Origin of the sequence: Martinezella dioscoreae, from assembly GCF_009176305.1 — a bacterium.
GTDB lineage: Bacteria > Pseudomonadota > Alphaproteobacteria > Rhizobiales > Rhizobiaceae > Rhizobium > Rhizobium dioscoreae.
Genome location: NZ_BLAJ01000003.1, coordinates 931,907 through 952,954 on the forward strand (window position 1 = coordinate 931,907; position 21,048 = coordinate 952,954).

21 protein-coding genes are annotated in these 21,048 nt (G+C 60.4%); 14 read left to right on the plus strand and 7 right to left on the minus strand.

What is annotated here, in order from left to right; translation table 11 throughout:
* Nucleotides 1-77: 77 nt before the first annotated feature.
* From lptC to ptsN, 6 genes are all read left to right on the plus strand, one after another.
* Nucleotides 78-764: an LPS export ABC transporter periplasmic protein LptC gene (gene lptC / locus GDN47_RS16405; protein ID WP_113329978.1), complete on the plus strand. Its 687-nt coding sequence runs from the start codon at nt 78-80 to the stop codon at nt 762-764.
* Nucleotides 761-1,414: an LptA/OstA family protein gene (locus GDN47_RS16410; RefSeq protein WP_152093778.1), complete on the plus strand. Its 654-nt coding sequence runs from the start codon at nt 761-763 to the stop codon at nt 1,412-1,414. The genes lptC and GDN47_RS16410 overlap by 4 nt, the downstream gene beginning before the upstream one ends.
* A gap of 37 nt (nt 1,415-1,451) precedes the next feature.
* Nucleotides 1,452-2,240: an LPS export ABC transporter ATP-binding protein gene (gene lptB, locus GDN47_RS16415; RefSeq protein WP_208409503.1), complete on the plus strand. Its 789-nt coding sequence runs from the start codon at nt 1,452-1,454 to the stop codon at nt 2,238-2,240.
* A gap of 195 nt (nt 2,241-2,435) precedes the next feature.
* Nucleotides 2,436-3,995, plus strand: coding sequence for an RNA polymerase factor sigma-54 (gene rpoN, locus GDN47_RS16420; RefSeq protein ID WP_113351326.1), 1,560 nt, complete (start codon nt 2,436-2,438; stop codon nt 3,993-3,995).
* A 250-nt stretch (nt 3,996-4,245) separates the two neighbouring features.
* Nucleotides 4,246-4,821 carry a ribosome hibernation-promoting factor, HPF/YfiA family gene (gene hpf / locus GDN47_RS16425; RefSeq protein WP_095433787.1) on the plus strand — a complete coding sequence of 192 codons (576 nt, stop codon included), beginning with the start codon at nt 4,246-4,248 and terminating at the stop codon, nt 4,819-4,821.
* An 88-nt stretch (nt 4,822-4,909) separates the two neighbouring features.
* Entirely contained in the window at nt 4,910-5,374 is a 465-nt protein-coding gene (ptsN, locus tag GDN47_RS16430) for a PTS IIA-like nitrogen regulatory protein PtsN (protein ID WP_113329975.1), read from the plus strand.
* 92 nt (nt 5,375-5,466) lie between these two features.
* On the opposite strand, the gene grpE is transcribed toward ptsN, so the two are convergent.
* Nucleotides 5,467-6,108, minus strand: coding sequence for a nucleotide exchange factor GrpE (grpE, locus tag GDN47_RS16435; protein ID WP_112722001.1), 642 nt, complete (start codon nt 6,106-6,108; stop codon nt 5,467-5,469).
* A gap of 214 nt (nt 6,109-6,322) precedes the next feature.
* On the opposite strand from grpE, the gene GDN47_RS16440 reads away from it, so the two are divergent.
* Nucleotides 6,323-6,757 (plus strand): GFA family protein, encoded by a 435-nt coding sequence (locus GDN47_RS16440; RefSeq protein ID WP_152093779.1) that lies wholly within the window; start codon nt 6,323-6,325, stop codon nt 6,755-6,757.
* A 22-nt stretch (nt 6,758-6,779) separates the two neighbouring features.
* Here the strand turns inward: GDN47_RS16440 and hrcA are convergent, their stop codons facing one another.
* Entirely contained in the window at nt 6,780-7,868 is a 1,089-nt protein-coding gene (gene hrcA, locus GDN47_RS16445) for a heat-inducible transcriptional repressor HrcA (protein ID WP_152093780.1), read from the minus strand.
* Between the two features lie 172 nt (nt 7,869-8,040).
* Here hrcA and rph point away from each other — a divergent pair, with 172 nt between their 5' ends.
* The 4 genes from rph (at nt 8,041) to hemW (ending at nt 11,248) form a co-directional block, all read left to right on the plus strand.
* Nucleotides 8,041-8,757: a ribonuclease PH gene (gene rph, locus GDN47_RS16450; protein ID WP_015338597.1), complete on the plus strand. Its 717-nt coding sequence runs from the start codon at nt 8,041-8,043 to the stop codon at nt 8,755-8,757.
* Between the two features lie 206 nt (nt 8,758-8,963).
* Nucleotides 8,964-9,380, plus strand: a complete 417-nt coding sequence (locus GDN47_RS16455) for a VOC family protein (protein ID WP_113351328.1) — start codon at nt 8,964-8,966, stop codon at nt 9,378-9,380.
* Between the two features lie 11 nt (nt 9,381-9,391).
* Complete coding sequence (rdgB, locus tag GDN47_RS16460) at nt 9,392-10,036, plus strand: RdgB/HAM1 family non-canonical purine NTP pyrophosphatase (protein ID WP_152093781.1); 645 nt, start codon at nt 9,392-9,394, stop codon at nt 10,034-10,036.
* A gap of 36 nt (nt 10,037-10,072) precedes the next feature.
* Nucleotides 10,073-11,248 carry a radical SAM family heme chaperone HemW gene (gene hemW, locus GDN47_RS16465; protein WP_152093883.1) on the plus strand — a complete coding sequence of 392 codons (1,176 nt, stop codon included), beginning with the start codon at nt 10,073-10,075 and terminating at the stop codon, nt 11,246-11,248.
* A gap of 294 nt (nt 11,249-11,542) precedes the next feature.
* On the opposite strand, the gene GDN47_RS16470 is transcribed toward hemW, so the two are convergent.
* Nucleotides 11,543-12,472, minus strand: a complete 930-nt coding sequence (locus GDN47_RS16470) for a DMT family transporter (RefSeq protein WP_152093782.1) — start codon at nt 12,470-12,472, stop codon at nt 11,543-11,545.
* A 151-nt stretch (nt 12,473-12,623) separates the two neighbouring features.
* Here GDN47_RS16470 and gcvA point away from each other — a divergent pair, with 151 nt between their 5' ends.
* Nucleotides 12,624-13,520: a transcriptional regulator GcvA gene (gcvA, locus tag GDN47_RS16475; protein WP_173002501.1), complete on the plus strand. Its 897-nt coding sequence runs from the start codon at nt 12,624-12,626 to the stop codon at nt 13,518-13,520.
* 78 nt (nt 13,521-13,598) lie between these two features.
* Here the strand turns inward: gcvA and dnaA are convergent, their stop codons facing one another.
* The 4 genes from dnaA to mutM all read right to left on the minus strand — a co-directional run bounded on the left by dnaA (nt 13,599) and on the right by mutM (nt 18,188).
* A complete protein-coding gene (gene dnaA / locus GDN47_RS16480; protein WP_069611125.1) occupies nt 13,599-15,149 on the minus strand; it encodes a chromosomal replication initiator protein DnaA in 1,551 nt (516 codons plus the stop codon).
* 871 nt (nt 15,150-16,020) lie between these two features.
* Nucleotides 16,021-16,296 carry a 30S ribosomal protein S20 gene (rpsT, locus tag GDN47_RS16485; protein WP_152093784.1) on the minus strand — a complete coding sequence of 92 codons (276 nt, stop codon included), beginning with the start codon at nt 16,294-16,296 and terminating at the stop codon, nt 16,021-16,023.
* Nucleotides 16,297-16,489: 193 nt separating this feature from the next.
* A complete protein-coding gene (locus tag GDN47_RS16490; protein ID WP_113329969.1) occupies nt 16,490-17,263 on the minus strand; it encodes an enoyl-CoA hydratase in 774 nt (257 codons plus the stop codon).
* Between the two features lie 34 nt (nt 17,264-17,297).
* Entirely contained in the window at nt 17,298-18,188 is an 891-nt protein-coding gene (mutM, locus tag GDN47_RS16495; protein ID WP_152093785.1) for a bifunctional DNA-formamidopyrimidine glycosylase/DNA-(apurinic or apyrimidinic site) lyase, read from the minus strand.
* Nucleotides 18,189-18,434: 246 nt separating this feature from the next.
* Between mutM and ubiE the strand changes: the two genes are divergently transcribed.
* Nucleotides 18,435-19,211 carry a bifunctional demethylmenaquinone methyltransferase/2-methoxy-6-polyprenyl-1,4-benzoquinol methylase UbiE gene (gene ubiE / locus GDN47_RS16500; RefSeq protein WP_152093786.1) on the plus strand — a complete coding sequence of 259 codons (777 nt, stop codon included), beginning with the start codon at nt 18,435-18,437 and terminating at the stop codon, nt 19,209-19,211.
* Nucleotides 19,212-19,273: 62 nt separating this feature from the next.
* A complete protein-coding gene (ubiB, locus tag GDN47_RS16505) occupies nt 19,274-20,848 on the plus strand; it encodes a 2-polyprenylphenol 6-hydroxylase (RefSeq protein ID WP_113351336.1) in 1,575 nt (524 codons plus the stop codon).
* Nucleotides 20,849-21,048: the final 200 nt, after the last annotated feature.

A 21,048-nucleotide genomic window follows, 5' to 3' on the forward strand; every position in this document is an offset into this window, starting at 1 on the left:
CGATCCGATAGGCTTTTTGGCACAGCCTCGCATAGCGTGAATGCGGTTCTCCGGATCATAAAAGACGGACCTGTTGCATGCTCAATACGATCGAGCCCCCCGGCGAGGCAATACGCTCGGTGCCGGAACGGAACGCGTATAAAGACGCGATTTTCCATTCTAACCGCGTAAAGCGGCTCAGGGTGCTGCTGCCGCTTGCCGCCATCATCATCTCGCTCCTTTTTATTGCCGTCTCCGTCATCCGCGCCTATCTGCCGGCAAACATCCAGATCGAGGGCGCCAAGATCGAGGATGGCAAGGTCGTCATGGAACGCCCCGCCATTGCCGGGCGCAACAAGGACGGTATCAACTACTCGCTGCTTGCCGAAAAAGCGCTTCAGGATATCAAGAATCCCAACATGATCACGCTCAAGACCATCAAGGCATCAATGCCGGTCAATACCGACGTGATCGCCCACGTTACGGCCGCGAGCGCGGATTTCGACCGCCAGGCCGATACACTGAAGCTGACCGAGCCCTTTACCATCCTGATGGACAACGGGCTGCACGCCGAATTCAAGACCGCCTTCCTGGATGTGAAGAAGGGGGACCTTTCCAGCCAGGACGAGGTTGCTATTACCCGCGGTGGTATGTCGGTTGTTGCGCGTTCGCTCAAGATGACGGATAAGGGGAGCGTAATCGAATTCGACGGGCAGGTTCGGATGAACATCGAACCTGCCGCTCTCCATAATTCAGATAGCCAACAGAAGCCGGGCGGTTCATGATAAAGTATTGGCCTAATTCAATTTTCAATTTCGGCTTGCGCAAGGCCGGCCTTCTCTGTGCTTTTGGCGCAGCCGCTTTCTTTGCGGCCGCAAACGCCGGCGCGCAGTCGACGACCAGCTCGATGCCGGGTCTTGCCCTCTCCAAGGATCAACCGATCCAGATCGAAAGCGACAAGCTCGAGATCCATGACCAGGAGAGCCAGGCGGTCTTCACCGGCAATGTCAAGGTGGTCCAGGGCACCACGACCATGCAGGCCGGCAAGATGACGGTCTTCTACAAGAAGAAGCAGGCAGGAGATGCCAAGCAGCCTGACAATCCCGTCGCCAAGGCTGCCAAGGAGCAGAACCAGTCGCTCGTGTCGGGCGATGCCAACATCGACCACATTCTGGTCACCGACAAGGTCTACCTCGTTTCCGGAACGCAGACGGCGACGGCGGAGGACGGCTCCTTCGACATGGCCAACCAGCTTGCGATCCTCAAAGGCAAGAAGGTGGTTCTGACCGACGGACCGAATGTTTTCACAGGCTGCCAGCTCACCGTGCATATGGCGACGGGTGAAGCACAGCTGGATTCCTGTGGCGGTCGCGTCCAGATTCAGCTCGATCCGAAGTCGCAGCAAGTGCAGCAACAACAACAAAAGAAAAACTGATACCGGCCCCCTCGTGACGACATCGACCACTTCCACCTTGCCCGGCGTGCCCGGGCCGTCTTCTGCGGCATCGAGCGCACCGGCCGCGGACAAGGCGCGCTATAAGGGCACGCTGATCGCCCGTGGCCTCACCAAGACCTACCGGACGCGACGTGTCGTCAACGGTGTTTCGCTGGTGGTGCGCCGCGGCGAGGCAGTCGGACTGCTGGGGCCGAACGGCGCCGGCAAGACGACGTGCTTCTACATGATCACCGGACTGGTGCCGGTCGATGAAGGCACGATCGAGATCGACGGCAACAATGTTACCTCGATGCCGATGTATCGCCGGGCGCGGCTCGGTGTCGGCTACCTGCCGCAGGAAGCCTCGATCTTCCGTGGACTGACCGTGGAAGAAAACATCCGCGCCGTGCTCGAAGTCCACGAAAGGGACAAGACGAAGCGGGAACGCAAGATCGACGAATTGCTGGAGGAATTCCACATTCGCAATCTGCGCAGCGTGCCGGCGATCGCGCTTTCAGGCGGCGAGCGGCGGCGCCTGGAAATCGCCCGCGCGCTGGCCACCGATCCGACCTTCATGCTGCTCGACGAACCTTTTGCCGGCGTCGACCCGATCTCGGTCGCCGACATTCAGAACCTCGTGCATCACCTGACGGCGCGCGGCATCGGCGTGTTGATCACGGACCACAATGTGCGCGAGACGCTCGGCCTGATCGACCGCGCCTATATCATCCATGCGGGTGAAGTCCTGACCCATGGCAGGGCGAACGACATCGTCAGCAATCCTGAAGTACGCAAGCTGTATCTGGGTGACAATTTCAGCCTCTGATAGGCTGAAATTCCGTCCTCCCATCCGCCAATATTAGCGAATGCTGCCGCGCGCCGGAAATTTACTTCGGCTTCACAGTTCCGCTTGACCAAATCCAATAAAAAAGCAATTTTTGGGCCAGTTGGAATTTCGCGAGAATTTTAGTGAAAAGAGGCGCGGATTCCCGAGGAGTTCAAGGGGAGTCCCGCGTCCGCCATGGCACTATCGGCCAATCTTTTCCTGCGCCAAAGCCAGAGCCTGGTGATGACACCGCAACTGATGCAATCCATCCAGTTGCTGCAGATGACGCATTTCGAGCTCACGCAGTTCATCGCACAGGAAGTCGAAAAGAATCCGCTGCTGGAATTTGCGTCAAATGACGAGGATATAGGCAGCGGCGGCGATCGCGAGGCCAGGGACGAACGCTTCGAGACCATGGAAGAAGCCCATGGCGAGGATGGCTCCGAACGCAATGCCGGCGATCTTGCGAGCGACTGGTACGAGAGCGACAATACCGGCAACGCCAACCGGCTGAGCGACGAGCTCGACACCAATTTCAGCGACGTCTTTCCCGATGACGGCAACCCGCAGCGCGCCGATGCGCCGGAGCTGCTCAGCCAGTGGAAGTCCATGCCCGGCGGCGATGCCGGTGAAGGCTACGACCTGGACGATTTCGTCGCGGGCCAGGTGTCGCTGCGCGATCATCTCAACGAACAGATTCCCTTCTCTCTTCCCGCCATGGGCGACCGGCTGATCGCCCAGCATCTCGTCGACCAGCTCGACGACTGTGGCTATCTGCGCGGCGAACTCGGTGAGACGGCCGAACGCCTCGGTGCAACGCCTGCCGACGTCGAGCGCGTACTGGAGGCCCTACAGCAACTCGATCCGCCCGGCGTGTTTGCCCGCTCCCTCAGCGAATGCCTGGCAATCCAGCTCCGGCAGAAGGATCGCTTCGATCCCGCCATGGAGCGGTTGATCGAGAATCTCGAGCTGCTTGCCCGGCGCGATTTCGCCACGCTGAAGCGGCTCTGCGGCGTCGATGAGGAAGACCTGCTCGACATGATGGCGGAAATCCGCCAGCTCAACCCGAAGCCCGGCAGCGGTTTCGAAACAGACATATCGGAGGCGATCATGCCCGATATCGTCGTGCGTCCCTCTGCGGACGGTAGCTGGCTGGTAGAACTCAATCCCGATGCGCTGCCGCGGGTATTGGTGAGCCAGTCCTATTTCGCCTCCGTCTCCAAGACCAGCCAGGACCATGCCTTTCTTTCGGAATGCCTGCAGAATGCCAACTGGTTGACCCGCAGCCTGGACCAGCGCGCCAAGACGATCATGAAGGTGGCAAGCGAGATCGTGCGGCAACAGGACGCGTTCCTGCTGCATGGCGTCGACCATCTGCGGCCGCTCAACCTGAAAACCGTAGCGGATGCTATCAAGATGCATGAATCGACGGTCAGCCGCGTGACCTCGAACAAGTACATGCTGACGCCACGCGGGCTGTTCGAGCTCAAATATTTCTTCACGGTTTCGATCGGCGCCGTCGAGGGCGGAGACAGCCATTCTGCAGAGGCCGTGCGCCACAAGATCCGTCTGCTGATCTCGAACGAGAGCCCGGATGCGGTCCTCTCCGACGACGATATCGTCGATACGCTGAAGAAGGGCGGGATAGAGCTTGCTCGCCGCACGGTTGCAAAGTACCGCGAAGCCATGAACATCCCCTCCTCCGTGCAACGGCGCCGAGAGAAGCGGGCTCTAGCCAAAGTTTCTGGTTTCTGACGGCCGGCAACCTTCAACCACCGGATGTCAAACTCCTAACGGTCCGTTAAGATGCAGTTGACTTTCGTATGAGGCAGGGCTAGAAGCCCGCCGCAATCGCTGCAGGACAGCACGACCATGAAACTTATCCCCACCATCCAAAAGGCGGTCGATATACGCAATTTGCCTTTGACTGCGTGAAGTGCTTGGATGAGCTTGAGGCTTGGCGTAAACTGATACGCGCAATAACCACTACAAGAAGGGAAACTCCATGAGTGTGCGTGTCTCCGGTAAACATATGGAAATTGGCGACTCCTTCCGTCAGCGGATCGAGGACCAGATCGGTATGGCCGTGACCAAATACTTCGACGGGGGGTATTCGGGTCAGGTAACTGTGCAGAAGTCCAGTTCGCGTTTTGCGGCCGATTGCAAGCTTCACCTCGATAGCGGTGTCGTATTGCATGCTGCCGGCGAAGCCATGGACCCGCAGCTTGCTTTCGACGCTGCGTCCGAGCGTATCGAAAAGCGCCTGCGTCGTTACAAGCGCAAACTCAAGGACCATCAAGCAGGCAATCACGTGAACGGTCAGGCGGAAGTCGCCTACACCGTCATGGACGGCGTTCCCGATGACGACGAGGAGATCCCTGCCGACTTCGCGCCGGCAATCGTCGCAGAGAGCACGAAACAACTGAAAACCATGTCGGTGGCGACCGCCGTGATGGCGCTCGACATGACCGACGAGCCGCTGCTGCTCTTCCGCAGCCCCGGCAACGAACACTTGAACATCGTCTATCGCCGTCAGGACGGCAACATTGGCTGGATCGACGCAGCCAATATCAAAGGCTGAGAATAGAAGATAAGCGGCGGCTGCGCATCATCGCAGCTGGCCGCCGCTTGCCCGTCATCGGTTCTCGGCGACACGAAGGATAAAGAGAATGGCATTGGCAGATTTGCTACAGCAAGATGCGATCATCCCCGCCTTGAAGGCAAATTCCAAAAAACAACTGCTTCAGGAGCTGGCCGCCAAAGCCTCCAAGCTCACCGGACTGCCCGAGCGCGAAATCTTCGACGTCGTGCTGCAGCGCGAGCGCCTCGGCTCCACCGGCGTCGGCAACGGTATCGCCATTCCCCACGGCAAGCTTGCCAGCATCAAGTCCATCGCCGGCATTTTCGCGCGCCTTGAAGCGCCCGTCGATTTCGAGGCGCTGGACGACCAGCCTGTCGATCTCGTCTTCCTGCTGCTCGCACCTGAAGGTGCCGGCGCGGACCACCTGAAGGCGCTCTCGCGCATCGCCCGCGTTCTGCGGGACCAGGATCTCGTCGCGAAGCTCCGCGCCACCGATTCCGCCACCGCCATCTACGCCTTCCTCAACGAAGAGCAGGCATCCAACGCCGCCTAACCGCTTGGATTACACTGGACCAAGGCAAAAATAAGAGCCGGATGATCCGAGATCGTCCGGCTCTCTTCTTTTATTGGCGTTGCCAAAAAAGATCAGGCGTCTTTCTCGTCCAGCGGGCTGTTGGCGCCCTGCTCGGCATTTTCGACGATCTTCGGGCCACCCTTGGCGACGCCGACCATGGCCGGGCGCAGAACGCGGTCGCCGATGACGAAACCGGCCTGCACCACCTGGACGACAGTGTTGTTCGGCACTTCCGGGTTCGGCACTTCGAACATGGCCTGATGGAAATTGGGATCGAACTTCTGCCCGATCGGCTCGAGCTGACGCACACCGTGACGCTCAAGGGCCGAGAGCATTGAACGCTCGGTCATCTCGACACCTTCGATCAGCGTCTTCAGGCCGGCATCGGCGCCATCACGGGCGTCGGCCGGAATGGCATCCAGCGTGCGGCGCAGGTTGTCGGCCACCGAGAGCATGTCGCGGGCAAAGCTTGCCACGGAATAGGACTTTGCATCCTTCACGTCGCGCTCGGTGCGGCGACGGAGGTTGTCCATCTCGGCAGCAAGGCGAAGGTAGCGATCACGCAGTTCGCCGTTCTCGGCCTTCAGCAGCTCAACCGGATCTGGCTGAGACGGCTCGGCTGCATCAACGGTTTCCGCTGCATCCTGCGCGAAATCCGCTGACGTGTCAGCCGCCGTGGCGTCAGGTCCGGTTTTTGTTGTTTCGTCGGTCATGACGGTCTCCGAATTGCTTGGTCTTTGGATGTGCCCGATATCGAGGTTTGGCCGGAAAAAATCAAGGCTTTGTCGAGAAGAACAGCCAAATCCTGGCTTTGCGGCGGCGGCAATACGGCTCGCCCTCCCGGACGCTGTTCAAGACGTCGACTGTTCGGCCCTCCTTCCTGGTGGTATGCTGAACTGCATCTCAGCACAGCGTGAGGTGACATCAATGTCTAACGGCAAATCCCTTTCAGGCAAGTGTTTCTGTGGCGCGGTGGAAATCGCAGTCGATGGCGAGCCAATGGCGATGGGTTACTGTCATTGCGACTCCTGTCGGGAATGGTCGGCAGGGCCGGTCAATGCCTTCTCGCTCTGGCCGCCGGAAGCCGTTCACATCACCAAGGGCGCGGACAAAATCGGCAGTTATCAGAAAACCGAAAAGAGCGTGCGCAAGTGGTGCACGCTCTGCGGCGGCCATCTTTTGACCGAGCATCCGCCGTGGGGCGTCACGGACGTCTATGCAGCGGTCCTTCCCGACCTCGATTTTCAGCCTGGCATGCATGTCAACTACGAGACGACAGTGCTGCATCTGAGAGACGGGCTGCCAAAGCAGAAGGACTTTCCAGCCGAGATGGGCGGATCTGGAACTTTGCTTCCCGATTGACCGCAGCAGCTAAATCCGCTCCTCAGATTCCAGGCCGGGACAGCCGCGAAATCAGCTGAGCGGTATAATCGACCATGGGCACGATGCGCGCATAATTCAGCCGCGTCGGGCCGATAACGCCGACCGCGCCGACGATGCGATCGTCCTCGTCGCGATAGGGTGCGACGATGAGCGAGGAGCCGGACAGTGAGAAGAGCTTGTTTTCCGAGCCGATGAAGATGCGCACGCCCGGTCCGCTTTCGGCAAGATTGAGGATCTCGATGAGGCTGTCCTTCTTTTCGAGATCATCGAAGAGGAGGCGCAGGCGATCCAGATCCTCCGCGCCGCCGATTTCGGCCAGCAGGTTGGAGTGGCCACGCACGATGAGCTGTGTCGGCTTGCCGTCGTCATCGCCACCGGACCATACGGCAATACCGCGCTCAACCAGCTGATGTGACAGGCTGTCCAGCTCCTGGCGCACGCTTTCCTTGAGGCTCTGCAATTGCCGCCGCAATTCCGGCATCGTCTGGCCGGTCATATGGGCGTTGAGGAAGTTGGCGGCTTCCGTCAGCTGCGACGAGGTCGTGCCGGCCGGTAGCTCGATGATGCGGTTTTCGACCTGATCGTGCTCGCCGACGAGCACGGCGAGCGCCTTGGTCGGCTCCAGCCGGATGAATTCCACATGCTTGAGAACGGGATCGCTCTTGGAGGTGATGACGAGACCGGCGCCGCGCGAAATGCCCGACAGTACCCGGCTTGCCTCCGACATCATCGATTCCACCGGCTGATCGCGATTGCTGCCGCGCACCTGCCGATCGATATTGGCCCGATCCTCGGCGGAGAGATCGCCGACCTGCATGAAGGCATCGACGAAGAAGCGCAGGCCGACCTGGGTCGGCAATCGCCCGGCGCTGACATGCGGCGAGTAGATGAGCCCGAGTTCTTCCAGATCGCTCATGACATTGCGCACTGAAGCCGGCGACAGCGACATGGGCAGCAGGCGCGAGAGATTGCGCGAACCCAGCGGCTCGCCGTTTTCGAGATAGCCTTCGACGATGCGGCGGAAGATTTCCTTGGAGCGTTCGTCCAGTGCAGCAATGACATCCGAGACCGACGATGTCGTGAATACCATTTCGCTGTCAGATCCATTCCGTTGAGCCTTAGGCAAAATATAATCATTCAGTTAGCAATGGCAAAAGGGAAAAATGTCGCCGTCGCCGCTGAGCGTCTTTGCGGCCTGCTTTTCCTTTGCAAAAGCGGCCTGCGGGTCGTAGAAGCGGTCAACGAACATTCAGGAGAGTGGAATGCGGCCTTCAGGCAGAAAAACCGACCAGATGCGCAAGGTGTCGTTCGAGCGCAATTTTTCCAAGCATGCGGAAGGCTCCTGCCTGGTGAAATTCGGCGATACGCATGTGCTCTGCACGGCAAGCCTGGAAGACAAGACGCCGCCATGGCTGCGCAACAGCGGCAAAGGCTGGGTCACGGCGGAATACGGCATGCTGCCGCGCGCGACAGGCGAGCGCATGAAGCGCGAAGCAGCCGCCGGCAAGCAGGGCGGCCGCACGCAGGAAATCCAGCGCCTCATCGGCCGTTCGCTGCGCGCTGTCGTCGACCTCAAGGAATTGGGCGAGCGCCAGATCACCGTCGACTGCGACGTCATCCAGGCCGATGGCGGCACGCGCACGGCCTCGATCACCGGCGGCTGGATCGCGCTCTATGACTGCCTGAAGTGGATGGAAAGCCGCAACATGGTCAAGGTCGAGCGCGTGCTGAAAGATCACATCGCCGCTATCTCCTGCGGTATCTTTGCCGATCAGCCCGTCATCGATCTCGACTATCTTGAGGATTCGTCGGCGGAGACCGATGCCAATTTCGTCATGACCGGCAAGGGCGGCATCGTCGAGATTCAGGGAACGGCTGAAGGCGCCCCCTTCAGCGAAGAAGAATTCGCCACGCTGATGCATCTGGCCAAAAACGGCATTGCCGAACTGGTGGAGCTGCAGAAGCAGGCCATCGCCTGAGGATATCAACGAATGCGGAGCGTGCAGCCTGCCCCTCATCCGGTCCCTGAGTTTATCGAAGGGCGGCCACCTTCTCCCCGTCGAGACGGGGAGAAGGGGCAAGGCGCACCTGCCGTCATCTCTCAGCTTCGCGGGAATCGGGAGGCGCCCATATATGAGGTCGTTCCCTCGCCCCGCCAGCGGGGAGAGGGTGAGGGGCTAATCCGTTGAGCAATGCGACACTCACAGGCGTTCTTGAAACTGCCCTCTATGCAGACGATCTCGATGCCGCCGAAGCCTTTTATAGCGGCGTACTCGGGTTGAAGAAGATATCGCGAGGCGGCAACCGCCACGTCTTCTATCGCTGCGGGCCGGGTGTGCTCCTGATCTTCAACAGTGAAGAAACGGTCAAGCCGCACGAGCCGGGCGCCCTGCCCGTGCCGCCGCATGGGACTAAGGGTCATGGTCACGTTTGCTTCCGTGTCGATGGCAACGATATCGAGGCCATGGCCGAGAGGCTGAAGGCTGCCGGTGTCGATATCGAAGCCGATTTTCACTGGCCGAATGGCGGCCGTTCGATCTATTTCCGCGATCCGGCCGGCAACAGTCTGGAATGCGCCGAACCCCGCATCTGGGGCCTATGACAGGACAGCACATGCGCAAGCTCGATACTAAGACTATCGTCGTCGCCAGCCACAATGCCGGCAAGATCCAGGAAATCCGCGATCTGATCGGGCCGCTCGGCTTTACCGCCAAGTCCGCCGCCGATCTCAACTTCATCGAACCGGACGAAACGGGCACGACCTTCGAAGAAAATGCGACGATCAAGGCGCTGGCCTCCGCCAATGCCTCCGGCCTGCCGGCACTCTCGGACGATTCCGGTCTGGTTATCGATGCACTCGGCGGCGATCCCGGCGTCTACACAGCCAACTGGGCGGAGACGGCTGACGGGACACGTGACTTCGTCATGGCCATGCGGAAGGTCGAAACCGCCCTGGAGAAGGCCGGCGCCTCCACGCCGGAGAGCCGCACGGCCCGCTTCGTCAGCGTGCTCTGCCTTGCTTGGCCGGATGGACATACCGAGCTTTTCCGCGGCGAAGTGGAAGGCACGGTCGTCTGGCCGCCGCGCGGCAGCCAGGGCTTCGGCTACGACCCGGTCTTCCAGCCGGAGGGATACCAGACCACATTCGGCGAAATGAGCGCCGAGCAAAAGCACGGCTGGAAGCCCGGCGACGAGCAGGCGCTGTCGCACCGCGCCCGCGCCTTCAAGATCTTTGTCGAAACCTGCCTGGAGGCGTAAGCTAATCCGGTGGAAATCGTGGACACACAAGATCTGATGCACGGGGCGCAATTGCTGCCCGATACCGGCGAACCCGGTTTCGGCGTTTATGTGCATTGGCCCTTTTGCGCGGCCAAGTGTCCCTACTGCGATTTCAACAGCCATGTCCGCCATCAGCCTGTCGATCAGGAGCGCTTTGCCGCCGCCTTTCTGAAGGAAATGGCGACGATGCGCATGATCAGCGGCCCGAAGACAGTGACAAGCGTCTTCCTCGGCGGCGGCACGCCGTCGCTGATGAAGCCCGAAACGGTGGGCGCGGTGCTCGATGGCATTGCTAGGACATGGCATGTGCCTGACGGCATCGAGATCACCATGGAGGCCAATCCATCGAGCGTCGAGGCCGAGCGCTTTCGCGGCTATCGCGCTGCCGGCGTCAATCGCGTATCGATGGGCGTACAGGCGCTGAACGACCGCGACCTGAAATTCCTCGGACGTCTGCACAATGTCGAGGATGCGCTGAAGGCGATCAGGCTGGCGCGCGAGATCTTTCCGCGTATGTCCTTCGACCTCATCTATGCTCGCCCGAACCAGACCGTCGAGGAATGGGAGCGCGAGCTAAAAGAGGCAATCTCCTATGCGGTCGATCACCTCTCGCTCTATCAGCTGACGATCGAGGAAGGCACGCCCTTCTACGGCCTTCACAAGGCCGGAAAGCTGATCGTGCCCGATGGCGATCAGTCGGCGCTGCTTTATGAAGCGACGCAGGAAATCACCGAGCGCGAGGGCATGCCGGCCTATGAGGTCTCCAATCACGCGCGCCCCGGCGCCGAGAGCCGGCACAATCTCACCTATTGGCGCTACGGAGACTATGCAGGCATCGGCCCCGGCGCCCACGGCCGCCTTACCAGAGGCCCGCAGAAGCTGGCGACCGCGACCGAGCGCAAGCCTGAGAGCTGGCTCGAGATGGTGGAGCGGGACGGGCACGGCATGGTCGACCAGGAAATGCTTGGGTTTGATGAACAGGCCGACGAATTGCTGCTGATGGGCCTGCGGCTGCGGGAGGGCGTCGATCTCGCCCGCTGGCAGCAGCTTTCCGGCCGCGATCCCGACCCGCAACGCGAGGCGTTTTTACTGGAACACGGTTTCATAGAGCGGATCGGCAATTCCCGCCTGCGCTGCACGCCGGCGGGAATGCTGGTGCTCGACTCGGTCGTCGCCGATCTCGCCTGCTGACCACTTTCTCCTGGAGAGGGGCGCCACGAAGCGGCGGATGGGGGTGATCCCGCATGTGAGATGATGACTCGGCTGTTGACGAGATCGCCCCACCCCCGGCACTACGTGCCGACCCTCCCCCTCAAGGGAAGGGTAATCGCATATGGACAGATTAGCCCCTCATCCGTCCTCTCACAGTTCGCTTCGCTCAACTGTTCGAGTCCACCTTCTCCCCGCACGCGGGGCGAAGGGAGTTGATGAGATCGCCCCCTCTCCCCGTCAAAACGGGGAGAGGGCTGGGGTGAGGGGCACCTTCTATTTCATATGCAATGGCCCTACCCTCGAGGGAAGGGTGAAGAGGCGGCCATCGATTGCCGCCAGACCCACCGCGATCAGTGCCATGCCGATGAAATGCTTCGGCTGCAGGCTTTCGCCGAGAATGAGCGCGCCGAGCAGTATGGCGCTGACAGGGATCAGGAAAGTCACCAGCATCAGATTGGTGGCGCCGGCCGTCGCCAGGATGCGGAAGAACAGCACATAGGCGATGGCGGTCGACAGGATGGCCAGGCCGGCCAGCGCCGCCCAAGTCTCGGTGGACGGCATTGCCAGCGTCCACGGGCGATCGACCAAGAGCGCGATTGGCAGCAGCATTATCGCCGAGCCCGTAACCTGACCGGCGGCCGGAATGATCGGTGCCAGCCCCATGCGGCGGAAGCGCCGCCCGAAAATACCGGCGAGTGAGTAGCTGAAAGCAGCGCCCAACACAGCCAGCTGCGCCAACACGTTGGAACCGAGGCTCGTCAGCACCGAGGGGCCGATCATCAGGGCCACGCCGACAAAGCCGACGATGACGCCGAGCAGGCGGTTGCCGGTCATCTTCTCATCCTCCGTCAGGAAATGGGCGACGACCACGGCAAAGAGCGGCGTGGTGGCATTGAGGATGGATGCAAGCCCGCTGGCGATATGGGTTTGCCCCCAGACGATCAGCAGGAAGGGAATGACATTGTTAAGGAAGCCCATGCCAAAGAAGGCGAGCCAGGTCTGACGGTCTTTCGGCATCGCATGTCCGGTGGCACGCACGATGACATGCAGAGCAATGGCGGCGAGTGCGACGCGCGCCGTGACGATGGTGAAGGGCGGCAGCTCACGCACCAGAATGCCGTTGAACAGGAAGGAGCCGCCCCATAGGATGGATAGCCCCACCAGCATGCTCCATTCGACCGCGCCCATGGATTTCTGTGCCATCTGATCATCTCCAGCGCTGATTGAGTTTTACTTATTTGTTGCCAATCGCGACATGATTGCCAACCACCGTAATTGCTGGAATAATCGCGCTATATGGAGGCTCTGGCAAACGAGTCTTTTTCGAATTATGGTTTAGCTGAGCTCAATCATCATGGATCAACTGCCATCCCTTTCGGCGCTGCGCGCCTTCGAGGCCTCCGCCCGGCATCTCAGCATGACGCTGGCTGCAAGCGAGCTGCATGTGACGCCAGGCGCCATCAGCCTGCAGATCCGCGACCTCGAAAGCAGCCTCGGGGTACGACTTTTCGAGCGGCGAGCCCGCAGCCTGGCGCTAACGAGTGAAGGCGCCGAGTATTTCGCGACAATGCGAACGGCCTTCCGCCTCATCCGCGAGGCGACAGCGGCCTTGGCGATGCGCGCCAAGGATACGGTGCTGACCCTTACCTGCACTGCCGGCTTTGCCACGCACTGGCTGGTGCCGCGGCTGCGGCGCTTCGAGGAGGCCCATCCCGATATCGACCTGCGCATCAGCGCTTCCTATCGCATGATGGATTTCCAGCGGGATGGGATCGACATTGCCATTCGCCACGGCCTCGGCGGTTACGAGGGCCTGGCAAGCGAGAGATTTCTCGATGACGAATATGTTCCGGTCTGCACGCCGGAAATGGCAGCGGCGCTTGGCCCCTCTCCCGCTGTCGATGACTTGGCCGGCCTGACGCTGATCCACGATGTCTATCGGCGCGACTGGGAGCTCTGGCTGAAGGCGGTCGGCGCCACGCGGGTGGATGCCATGCACGGACCGGTCTTCACCGATGGCATGGGCGCTTATCACGCCATGAAGGCAGGCCTCGGCATCGCGCTGATGCGCCGGTCCTTCGTGGAGCAGGAGCTGGCTGAGGGCACGCTCGTTGCGCCTTTCCCGACCGGATTTGCGAGCGCGCTTGCCTATCATCTCGTCTATCAGCCGGGTGCGCTGGAAAGGCCGGCCGTCGCGGCCCTGCGCGCCTGGTTATTTTCAGAGGTATCGCGCACGACGCCGCCGACCTAAAGTGCGCTTGGAGCGCAAAAAGAAACGGCCGGCGATCAAGCCGGCCGTAGACTATGTGGTGAATGCCGATCGCTCGGCTTACTCGTTGATGAGGCGCTTCAGCAGCTCGATCTCGTGCGACAGCTTGCTGTCGCCGGCGATCAGTTCCTCGATCTTGCGCACCGCATGCAGAACGGTGGTGTGATCGCGGCCACCGAAGCGACGGCCGATTTCCGGAAAGGAACGCGGCGTCAGCGTCTTCGACAGGTACATGGCGATCTGGCGTGGCTTTACAATGACGCGCGTGCGGCGGTTCGAAACCAGTTCCTGGCGCGACACATTGTAGTGGCGGGCGACGATGCGCTGGATGTCCTCGATGCGGACGCGGCGCGGCTCGCCGGAGCCGACCAGATGCGCCAGCAGCTCGTCGACGCGCTCGACCGTCAGGTTCGGCTCAAAGGAGCGGCGGAAGATAAGCTGGTTGAAGGCTCCTTCCAGCTCGCGGCCGCTGGCGGTGACATTGCGGGCGACATGCGAGAGGATTTCGGCCGGGATTTCCAGCGACGGATCATCCTGACGGGCAGCATCGAGACGGCGCTTGAGGATCTCAAGGCGCATTTCATAGTCCGGCGCCTCGACTTCGATCGCTACACCGCCCTGCAGGCGCGAACGAACGCGGGGATCGAGCGATTCCAGCTCCCAGGGAGCGCGATCGGCAGCAACGACGACCTGCTTGGCGCTGTCGAGCAGCATGTTCAACAGATGGCAGAACTCGTGCTGGATCATCTTGCCCTGCAGGAACTGCATGTCGTCGATGATGAGCAGGTCGATATTGCGCAGCGAGTCCTTCAGCGTCAGCGCGTCATTATCGCGGATAGCGGTTGCGAAGCGCCACATGAAGTATTCCGCCGTCAGATAGACGACACGCAGGCCGCGCGGGTTCTGCACCGCTGCATTGGCGATCGCCTGCAGCAGATGCGTCTTGCCGAGACCAACGGTCGCATGGACGAAGAGCGGATTGAAACGCACGGCGCCGGAGCCGGCTTCGGCGATGGTCTTTGCCGCGGCAAGGCTGACGCGGTTCGAGCTGCCTTCGACGAACGTATCGAAGGTAAAGCGGGAATCGAGCGGAGACCCGAAAAGCGGCGCACCGGCCGTTGCAGGCCGCGCAGCCGCAGCCGCGCTCACGGCCTGGGCGACGACCTGGCCCGCCGGCTGAGCGACGGCGCGACGGATCGGCGCGACAGCCGTTTGATCCGGCACCGCCGGCTGCTCATCGGCGCATGGCTTCGCGCCCTGCCGGGTCGCGGTGCGCACCAGAATTTCGACTTTGAGGATCTCGGCATCCTCAGCCTGGAACAGGCTGGTGATGAGATCGAGATAGCGATTGTTGATCCAGGACTTCAGAAATGTCGTCGGGACCGTGAGGCGAACGACGCTCTTCGATACCGAATGAAGCTTGAGCCGCGCAAACCAGCTGGCATAGACATCGGGTCCGACCTGAGCCTTCAAGCGCGCGCTGACGCGCTCGAACAAGTTACTTTGCGCCACGTCACCCTTTTCCCCCGCCGCTTCTAAGCAAACCGCACCGAACGCCTGCGCATTGTCCCCATTTTCCAACGCACCCGTCGCCCTCGTATGTATCTGCATATAGTGCCGCCTTCCACAGTCTCTTTATAGGGCGGGAGCACATCACTGCCGCCCTTGGTTCTTCGCCATGGCATGACGGTCACGCTCGTTGTCCAAGCTGCGCCGCATACCGGTTCATCAGCCACGCCCGGCCTGCGGGCTTTACAGGAACACTGTGGCAAAAACCGCTCTTTAAAGCAGCCTTCGTCTCGGCGTCTGTAACCGGAGCATCAATCGGCCCTCGTATTCCGACTGACCGCTCCAATGGCTGTCAATTTTTCTCCCCTCCCCGCAGCCACGCCAATGATTTGGGCCGCAAAGGACAGACAAGCTTCCTCGTTCCGCAAGCGTCGCCGCTTCCGGTTCTTACTCGTCAACTGTTTGAAAAAACGGAACTGAACTGCTCCGTCACAAGAGACAAAACCACCTCCACCGCCATACGTGACGGTGTTTGCCGAAGCCGTTTAAGGTGAGATCCGCGCCCCTTGTTGAAATCCATTTAGGCAGGATCGAAGGCAGATATCAACGATGAATTTTACACAAAATTAAGAGGCGGCCATTGACTCCGGAGGCCATTTTTGACTGTCACAAGCCCTTCAAAAAAGAATCGCTGTTGAATCAAAGAGATTCCTGTCGAACGCGATTCCCACAGCTTTCAAAAGAAAAAAAATAAAAAATCCCTTGACTCAGTTGTGAGCCGGCAATGCGTCATGCAGATCACCCAGCGCTGGGATATCCTGCCGCAACCCTTTGTTTCCAAAGGTATATTTCTGTCACGTCAATGACATGATCGACCGGCCATTTTTGGCAATGCGGCATTTTTTTGGCCGAATCCAAAAAGCCCGGCGCGAGGGCCGGGCTTAACTCTAACGATTAAATCGTTAACGAAAGATTATACAGTCGGGGCCGAAAGGGCCTTCACACGCTTGGCAAGACGCGAAACCTTGCGGGAAGCGGTGTTGGCGTGAAGCACGCCCTTGGTGGCTGCGCGAGCCAGTTCCGGCTGAGCAGCAACGAAAGCTGCCTTTGCGCGATCTGCATCACCCGATGCGATGGCTTCTTCGACCTGGCGAACGAACGTGCGAACGCGCGAGCGACGAGCCTTGTTGACATCGGTGCGGCGGGCGATCTTGCGGGTCGCTTTTTTCGCCGAGGTAGTATTGGCCATGTATGCCTCTCTTAGAATTCGAACAAAACTCCATCCTTGCGGCGCGGGCCCCATGGCCACTTCATCCAGCAATGCGGGAGCAATTGCGGAAAACCAGAGCGGCTTTCCAAACTGTGGCGGGCATATAACCGGAATGAGCCGCGGCGTCAACGCGGATTCTCGCCAAACCCGCGTAATTCCTGAATCCCGACCCTTAGCGGTTCTTGAAGGACGGCTTGCGCTTCTCAACGAAGGCCGCCATGCCCTCCTTCTGATCCTCTGTGGCAAACAGGCTATGGAACAGGCGGCGCTCGAAACGCAACCCTTCCTCAAGCGTGGTTTCGAAAGCGCGGTTGACCGCTTCCTTGGCCATCAGCACCGAGGGCCGCGATAGCGATGCGATCTTGGCGGCGGCGGCCAGCGCTTCGTCCAAGAGCTTGTCCGCCGGCACGACGCGCGCCACGAGGCCGGAACGTTCCGCCTCTGCCGCATCCATCATGCGACCGGTCAATACCAGGTCCATCGCCTTCGCCTTGCCGACCGCGCGCGTGAGTCGCTGTGAGCCGCCCATGCCAGGGATGACGCCGAGCGTGATTTCCGGCTGGCCGAATTTGGCGGTCTCCGAGGCGATGATGAAATCGCACATCATCGCCACCTCGCAGCCGCCGCCGAGCGCGAAGCCGCTGACCGCCGCGATAACGGGCTTGCGGGCATTGGCGATCTCGGCCCAGCCGCTGAAGAAGTCATTCTTGTAAGCGTCGACGAAATCGAGCGACTGCATTTCCTTGATGTCGGCGCCGGCGGCAAAGGCCTTTTCCGAGCCGGTGAGCACGATCGCGCCGATGGCATCATCGAGATGAAAAGCGGCATAGGCCTGCTTTAATTCGGAGAGGACCGTTGAATTCAGCGCATTCAGCGCCTGCGGCCGATTGATCCTGATGAGACCGACGGCCCCATGTGTTTCGACGATGAGGGTTTCGTAAGCCACGTCTCTCTCCCTTTTACCAGCTTTGGACCTTCAATCAGCCTTGGCAGGAAGCGCAGTAGAAAGAAGAGCGCCCCGCCTGGACGATGCGACTGACCGTACCGCCGCAACCGGGCGTACTGCAAGGCTGGCTTTCACGATCATAGACGGAAAAGGAATGCTGGAAATAGCCGAGCGAACCGTCCGTCTGGATATGATCGCGCAACGACGAACCGCCTGCGGCTATCGCATCGGCAATGACCTCGCGGATCGCCTCGACCAGCGCCAGCAGCGCTTCGGTCGGTTTGCCGGTATCCATAACCAGTGTGCCGGCGGCACGCAACGGCGACAGGTGAGAGCGCCACAGCGCCTCGCACACATATATATTGCCGAGACCGGCGATGTTCTTCTGGTCCAGCAGCGCGCTCTTCAGCGGCTGCGCCTTGCCGGCGAAACGCTTAGCCAGATAATCGGCATCGAGTTCATTACCCGTGGGTTCCGGCCCGAGATCGCGGAAGAAGGGATGGCTGGCCATCTCGGTCCGCCTGACCATGTCCATGAAGCCAAAGCGACGTGGGTCGTTATAGATGACGCGTGCATCACCGCCAGCGCTCGCCAGATGGAAGACCACATGATCGTGCTTCTCGTCCTTGGAACGGGGATGATGGAATTCGCCCGGCGTTCGCGCCTCTCGACCGGCTTCGACCCGAAACGAACCGGACATGCCGAGATGCGCGACGATCGTCTTGCCATCATCGAGATCGATCAGCAGGTATTTGGCACGGCGCGACAGCGACGCGATGCCGCGGCCCGAAGCGGCCTCAGCGAAATCGACAGGGAAAGGAAAGCGCAGATCGTTGCGGCGCAGCTCCAATTCCTTGAGAACCGCACCTTCCATGGAAGGTGCCAGCCCGCGTCTGACGGTTTCGACCTCTGGTAATTCCGGCATGGCTATCCATCTTTATGTTTCAACCGCTTATGATCTGAGCTATAGGCCAAAGCATTGCGGCTGTTGATCTGGCTGATGAGATAGCGTGGCAAACGCGATTTCGCTATGGTCCGCCGCTGAATACTGCATAATTCCTTAGACCGGAATCGATTTAAGGAGAGAATTGTGCAGCAAGTTTAAAGTGTTACAGCGACCCTTGCGCGCCATAAATGACGCGCGGCGCTGTAATGTAACGGAGTTGAGCCGATGGCAGACAGCCGCACCTCCGCCGATGGCGGCATGGAAACATCCTATGGCTTCCGCGAAGTAGCCGATGGTGAAAAGCAGGGCCTCGTCAACGAGGTGTTCCACAAGGTCGCCAAGCGCTACGACGTCATGAACGACGTCATGTCCATGGGCATGCATCGCGCCTGGAAGGATGCGATGGTCGCGGCGCTCAACCCGCGCAAGGATCCCGCCTACAAGGTGCTCGATGTTGCCGGCGGCACGGGCGATATCGCCTTCCGTATTGTCGAGGCCTCGAACCGGATGGCGCACGCGACGGTGCTCGACATTAACGGCTCGATGCTCGGCGTCGGTGCCGAACGCGCTGAAAAGAAGAAGCTCTCCGACAATCTCACTTTCGTCGAGGCGAATGCCGAGGAACTGCCTTTCGAGCCGAATTCCTTCGACGCCTATACGATCGCCTTCGGCATCCGCAACGTTCCGCATATCGATGTGGCATTGAAGGAAGCCTATCGCGTGCTGAAACGCGGCGGCCGGCTGCTCGTGCTCGAATTCTCCGAAGTCGATCTGCCGCTGCTCGACCGCGTCTACGACGCTTGGTCCTTCAACGCCATTCCGAAGTTCGGCAAGGCGATCACCGGCGATGCCGAGCCCTATCAATATCTAGTGGAATCGATCCGCAAGTTCCCGAACCAGCAGGACTTCGCGACGATGATCCGCGAGGCCGGCTTCTCGCGCGTGAGCTTCACCAATTACACCGGCGGCATTGCCGCGCTGCACTCCGGCTGGAAGCTCTGAAGCATGATATCCAGTCACCCGATCCGGCTTTTGGCCTCCATGTTCCGAGACCTTGAGACGATATGAGTGCTTTCAGCGCATATTTCGGCCTTGTTCGGGTCGGCTGGGTGCTCGTGCGCGAAGGCGTGGTCATGGCGCTGCCATCGGAAGGGCTGCCGCCCTCCGTCAGCCTTGCCAAATCCTTCGTCAGCATCTTTGCCCGCCGGAAGGCGAAGAGCCAGGCCCGCAGCGACCGGCTTGCCCAGGCAGTCGAGCGGCTCGGGCCTTCCTATGTGAAGATCGGCCAGTTCCTGGCGACTCGACCCGATGTCGTCGGCGTCGACATGGCAAACGACCTGTCGAAGCTTCAGGACAGGATGGCTTTTTTTCCGCACACTATGGCGACGGCAGCGATCGAGGCGTCGCTCGGGCGGCGGATCGACGATCTCTATGCCAGCTTCGGCGAGCCGATTGCCGCCGCGTCGATAGCGCAGGTGCATCCGGCAGAGGTCCACACGGCCGAAGGGCGCAAGCGCGTTGCCGTCAAGGTGGTCCGGCCTGGCGTGCGCCAGCGTTTTTCTAACGATATCAAGGCAATGTATCTCGTGGCGGGTATGCAGGAGCGGTTCATGCCCTCCAGCCGGCGCCTCCGACCCGTGGAAGTGACCAAAACGCTCGAGCAGACCACGAAGGTCGAGATGGATCTGCGGCTGGAAGCGGCTGCACTCTCCGAGATCGCCGAAAACACCGAGAAGGATCCCGGCTTCCGCGTTCCGAAGGTCGACTGGGAGCGTACCGGCCGCGACGTCATCACCATGGAGTGGATCGACGGCGTGAAGATGTCCGACGTCGAGGGACTGAAGGCCGCCGGACACGATCTCAACGCACTCGCCGATACGCTGATCCAGTCCTTCCTGCGCCATACGCTGCGCGACGGCTTCTTCCATGCCGACATGCACCCCGGCAATCTCTTCGTCGATCCCACCGGCATGATCGTCGCAGTCGACATGGGCATCGTCGGCCGCCTGGGAAAGAAGGAACGCCGCTTCCTCGCCGAAATCCTGTACGGCTTCATCACCCGCGATTATGTCCGGGTGGCCGAAGTGCATTTCGAAGCCGGCTACGTACCTGCCCATCACAATACCGAGAGTTTTGCGCAGGCCATCCGTGCCATCGGCGAGCCGATCCATGGCCAGCCGGCCGAAACCATCTCCATGGGCAAGCTTCTGACCCTGCTCTTCGAAGTGACCGAACTCTTCGACATGGAAACGCGGCCCGAGCTGGTGATGCTGCAGAAAACCATGGTCGTGGTCGAGGGCGTATCGCGCATGCTCAATCCGCGCTTCAACATGTGGAAAGCATCCGAACCGGTGGTCGGCGACTGGATCCGCACCAATCTCGGCCCGAAGCGGATCATGACCGATCTGAAGGATGGTTTGAAGGCAGCTGTGAAGCTCGCCGAAGCCGCACCTGAGATTGCGGCCAAGACCGAAAAATTCCACCACGAACTGCTGCATATGAGCGAAAACGGCCTGCGCTTCGATCCGCAGACCGCCGAAGCGATCGGCAAGGCCGAGGCCAAGCACAGCCGCTCCGGCCGCTTCGCGCTTTGGGTGATTGCGCTGACGCTGCTTTACATCGCCTGGCATCTTGGCTGATCGCCAAGCTTTCTGATGCTTCTTTCTCGCCCCGGCCAAAATAGCTTGGCCGGTGCGGGAAGCCGCATGCGCGCGCAAACATAGAGTTGCGCGATGTGCGCACTCGTCCCAAAATCAGTCTGTCCGGCACGGATCAAGGTGTTCGCCATTTGGGATATCCCATTGACGATAAGGCTCGCATAGCCTTGCAAAAAAGGAGA

Coding starts and splice junctions, on each gene's coding strand:
- lptC (WP_113329978.1), top strand. CDS start 78: ATGCTCAATACGATCGAGCCCCCCGGCGAGGCAATACGCTCGGTGCCG.
- GDN47_RS16410 (WP_152093778.1), top strand. CDS start 761: ATGATAAAGTATTGGCCTAATTCAATTTTCAATTTCGGCTTGCGCAAG.
- rpoN (WP_113351326.1), top strand. CDS start 2,436: ATGGCACTATCGGCCAATCTTTTCCTGCGCCAAAGCCAGAGCCTGGTG.
- hpf (WP_095433787.1), top strand. CDS start 4,246: ATGAGTGTGCGTGTCTCCGGTAAACATATGGAAATTGGCGACTCCTTC.
- ptsN (WP_113329975.1), top strand. CDS start 4,910: ATGGCATTGGCAGATTTGCTACAGCAAGATGCGATCATCCCCGCCTTG.
- grpE (WP_112722001.1), bottom strand. CDS start 6,108: ATGACCGACGAAACAACAAAAACCGGACCTGACGCCACGGCGGCTGAC.
- GDN47_RS16440 (WP_152093779.1), top strand. CDS start 6,323: ATGTCTAACGGCAAATCCCTTTCAGGCAAGTGTTTCTGTGGCGCGGTG.
- hrcA (WP_152093780.1), bottom strand. CDS start 7,868: ATGGTATTCACGACATCGTCGGTCTCGGATGTCATTGCTGCACTGGAC.
- rph (WP_015338597.1), top strand. CDS start 8,041: ATGCGGCCTTCAGGCAGAAAAACCGACCAGATGCGCAAGGTGTCGTTC.
- rdgB (WP_152093781.1), top strand. CDS start 9,392: ATGCGCAAGCTCGATACTAAGACTATCGTCGTCGCCAGCCACAATGCC.
- hemW (WP_152093883.1), top strand. CDS start 10,073: ATGCACGGGGCGCAATTGCTGCCCGATACCGGCGAACCCGGTTTCGGC.
- GDN47_RS16470 (WP_152093782.1), bottom strand. CDS start 12,472: ATGGCACAGAAATCCATGGGCGCGGTCGAATGGAGCATGCTGGTGGGG.
- gcvA (WP_173002501.1), top strand. CDS start 12,624: ATGGATCAACTGCCATCCCTTTCGGCGCTGCGCGCCTTCGAGGCCTCC.
- dnaA (WP_069611125.1), bottom strand. CDS start 15,149: ATGCAGATACATACGAGGGCGACGGGTGCGTTGGAAAATGGGGACAAT.
- rpsT (WP_152093784.1), bottom strand. CDS start 16,296: ATGGCCAATACTACCTCGGCGAAAAAAGCGACCCGCAAGATCGCCCGC.
- mutM (WP_152093785.1), bottom strand. CDS start 18,188: ATGCCGGAATTACCAGAGGTCGAAACCGTCAGACGCGGGCTGGCACCT.
- ubiE (WP_152093786.1), top strand. CDS start 18,435: ATGGCAGACAGCCGCACCTCCGCCGATGGCGGCATGGAAACATCCTAT.
- ubiB (WP_113351336.1), top strand. CDS start 19,274: ATGAGTGCTTTCAGCGCATATTTCGGCCTTGTTCGGGTCGGCTGGGTG.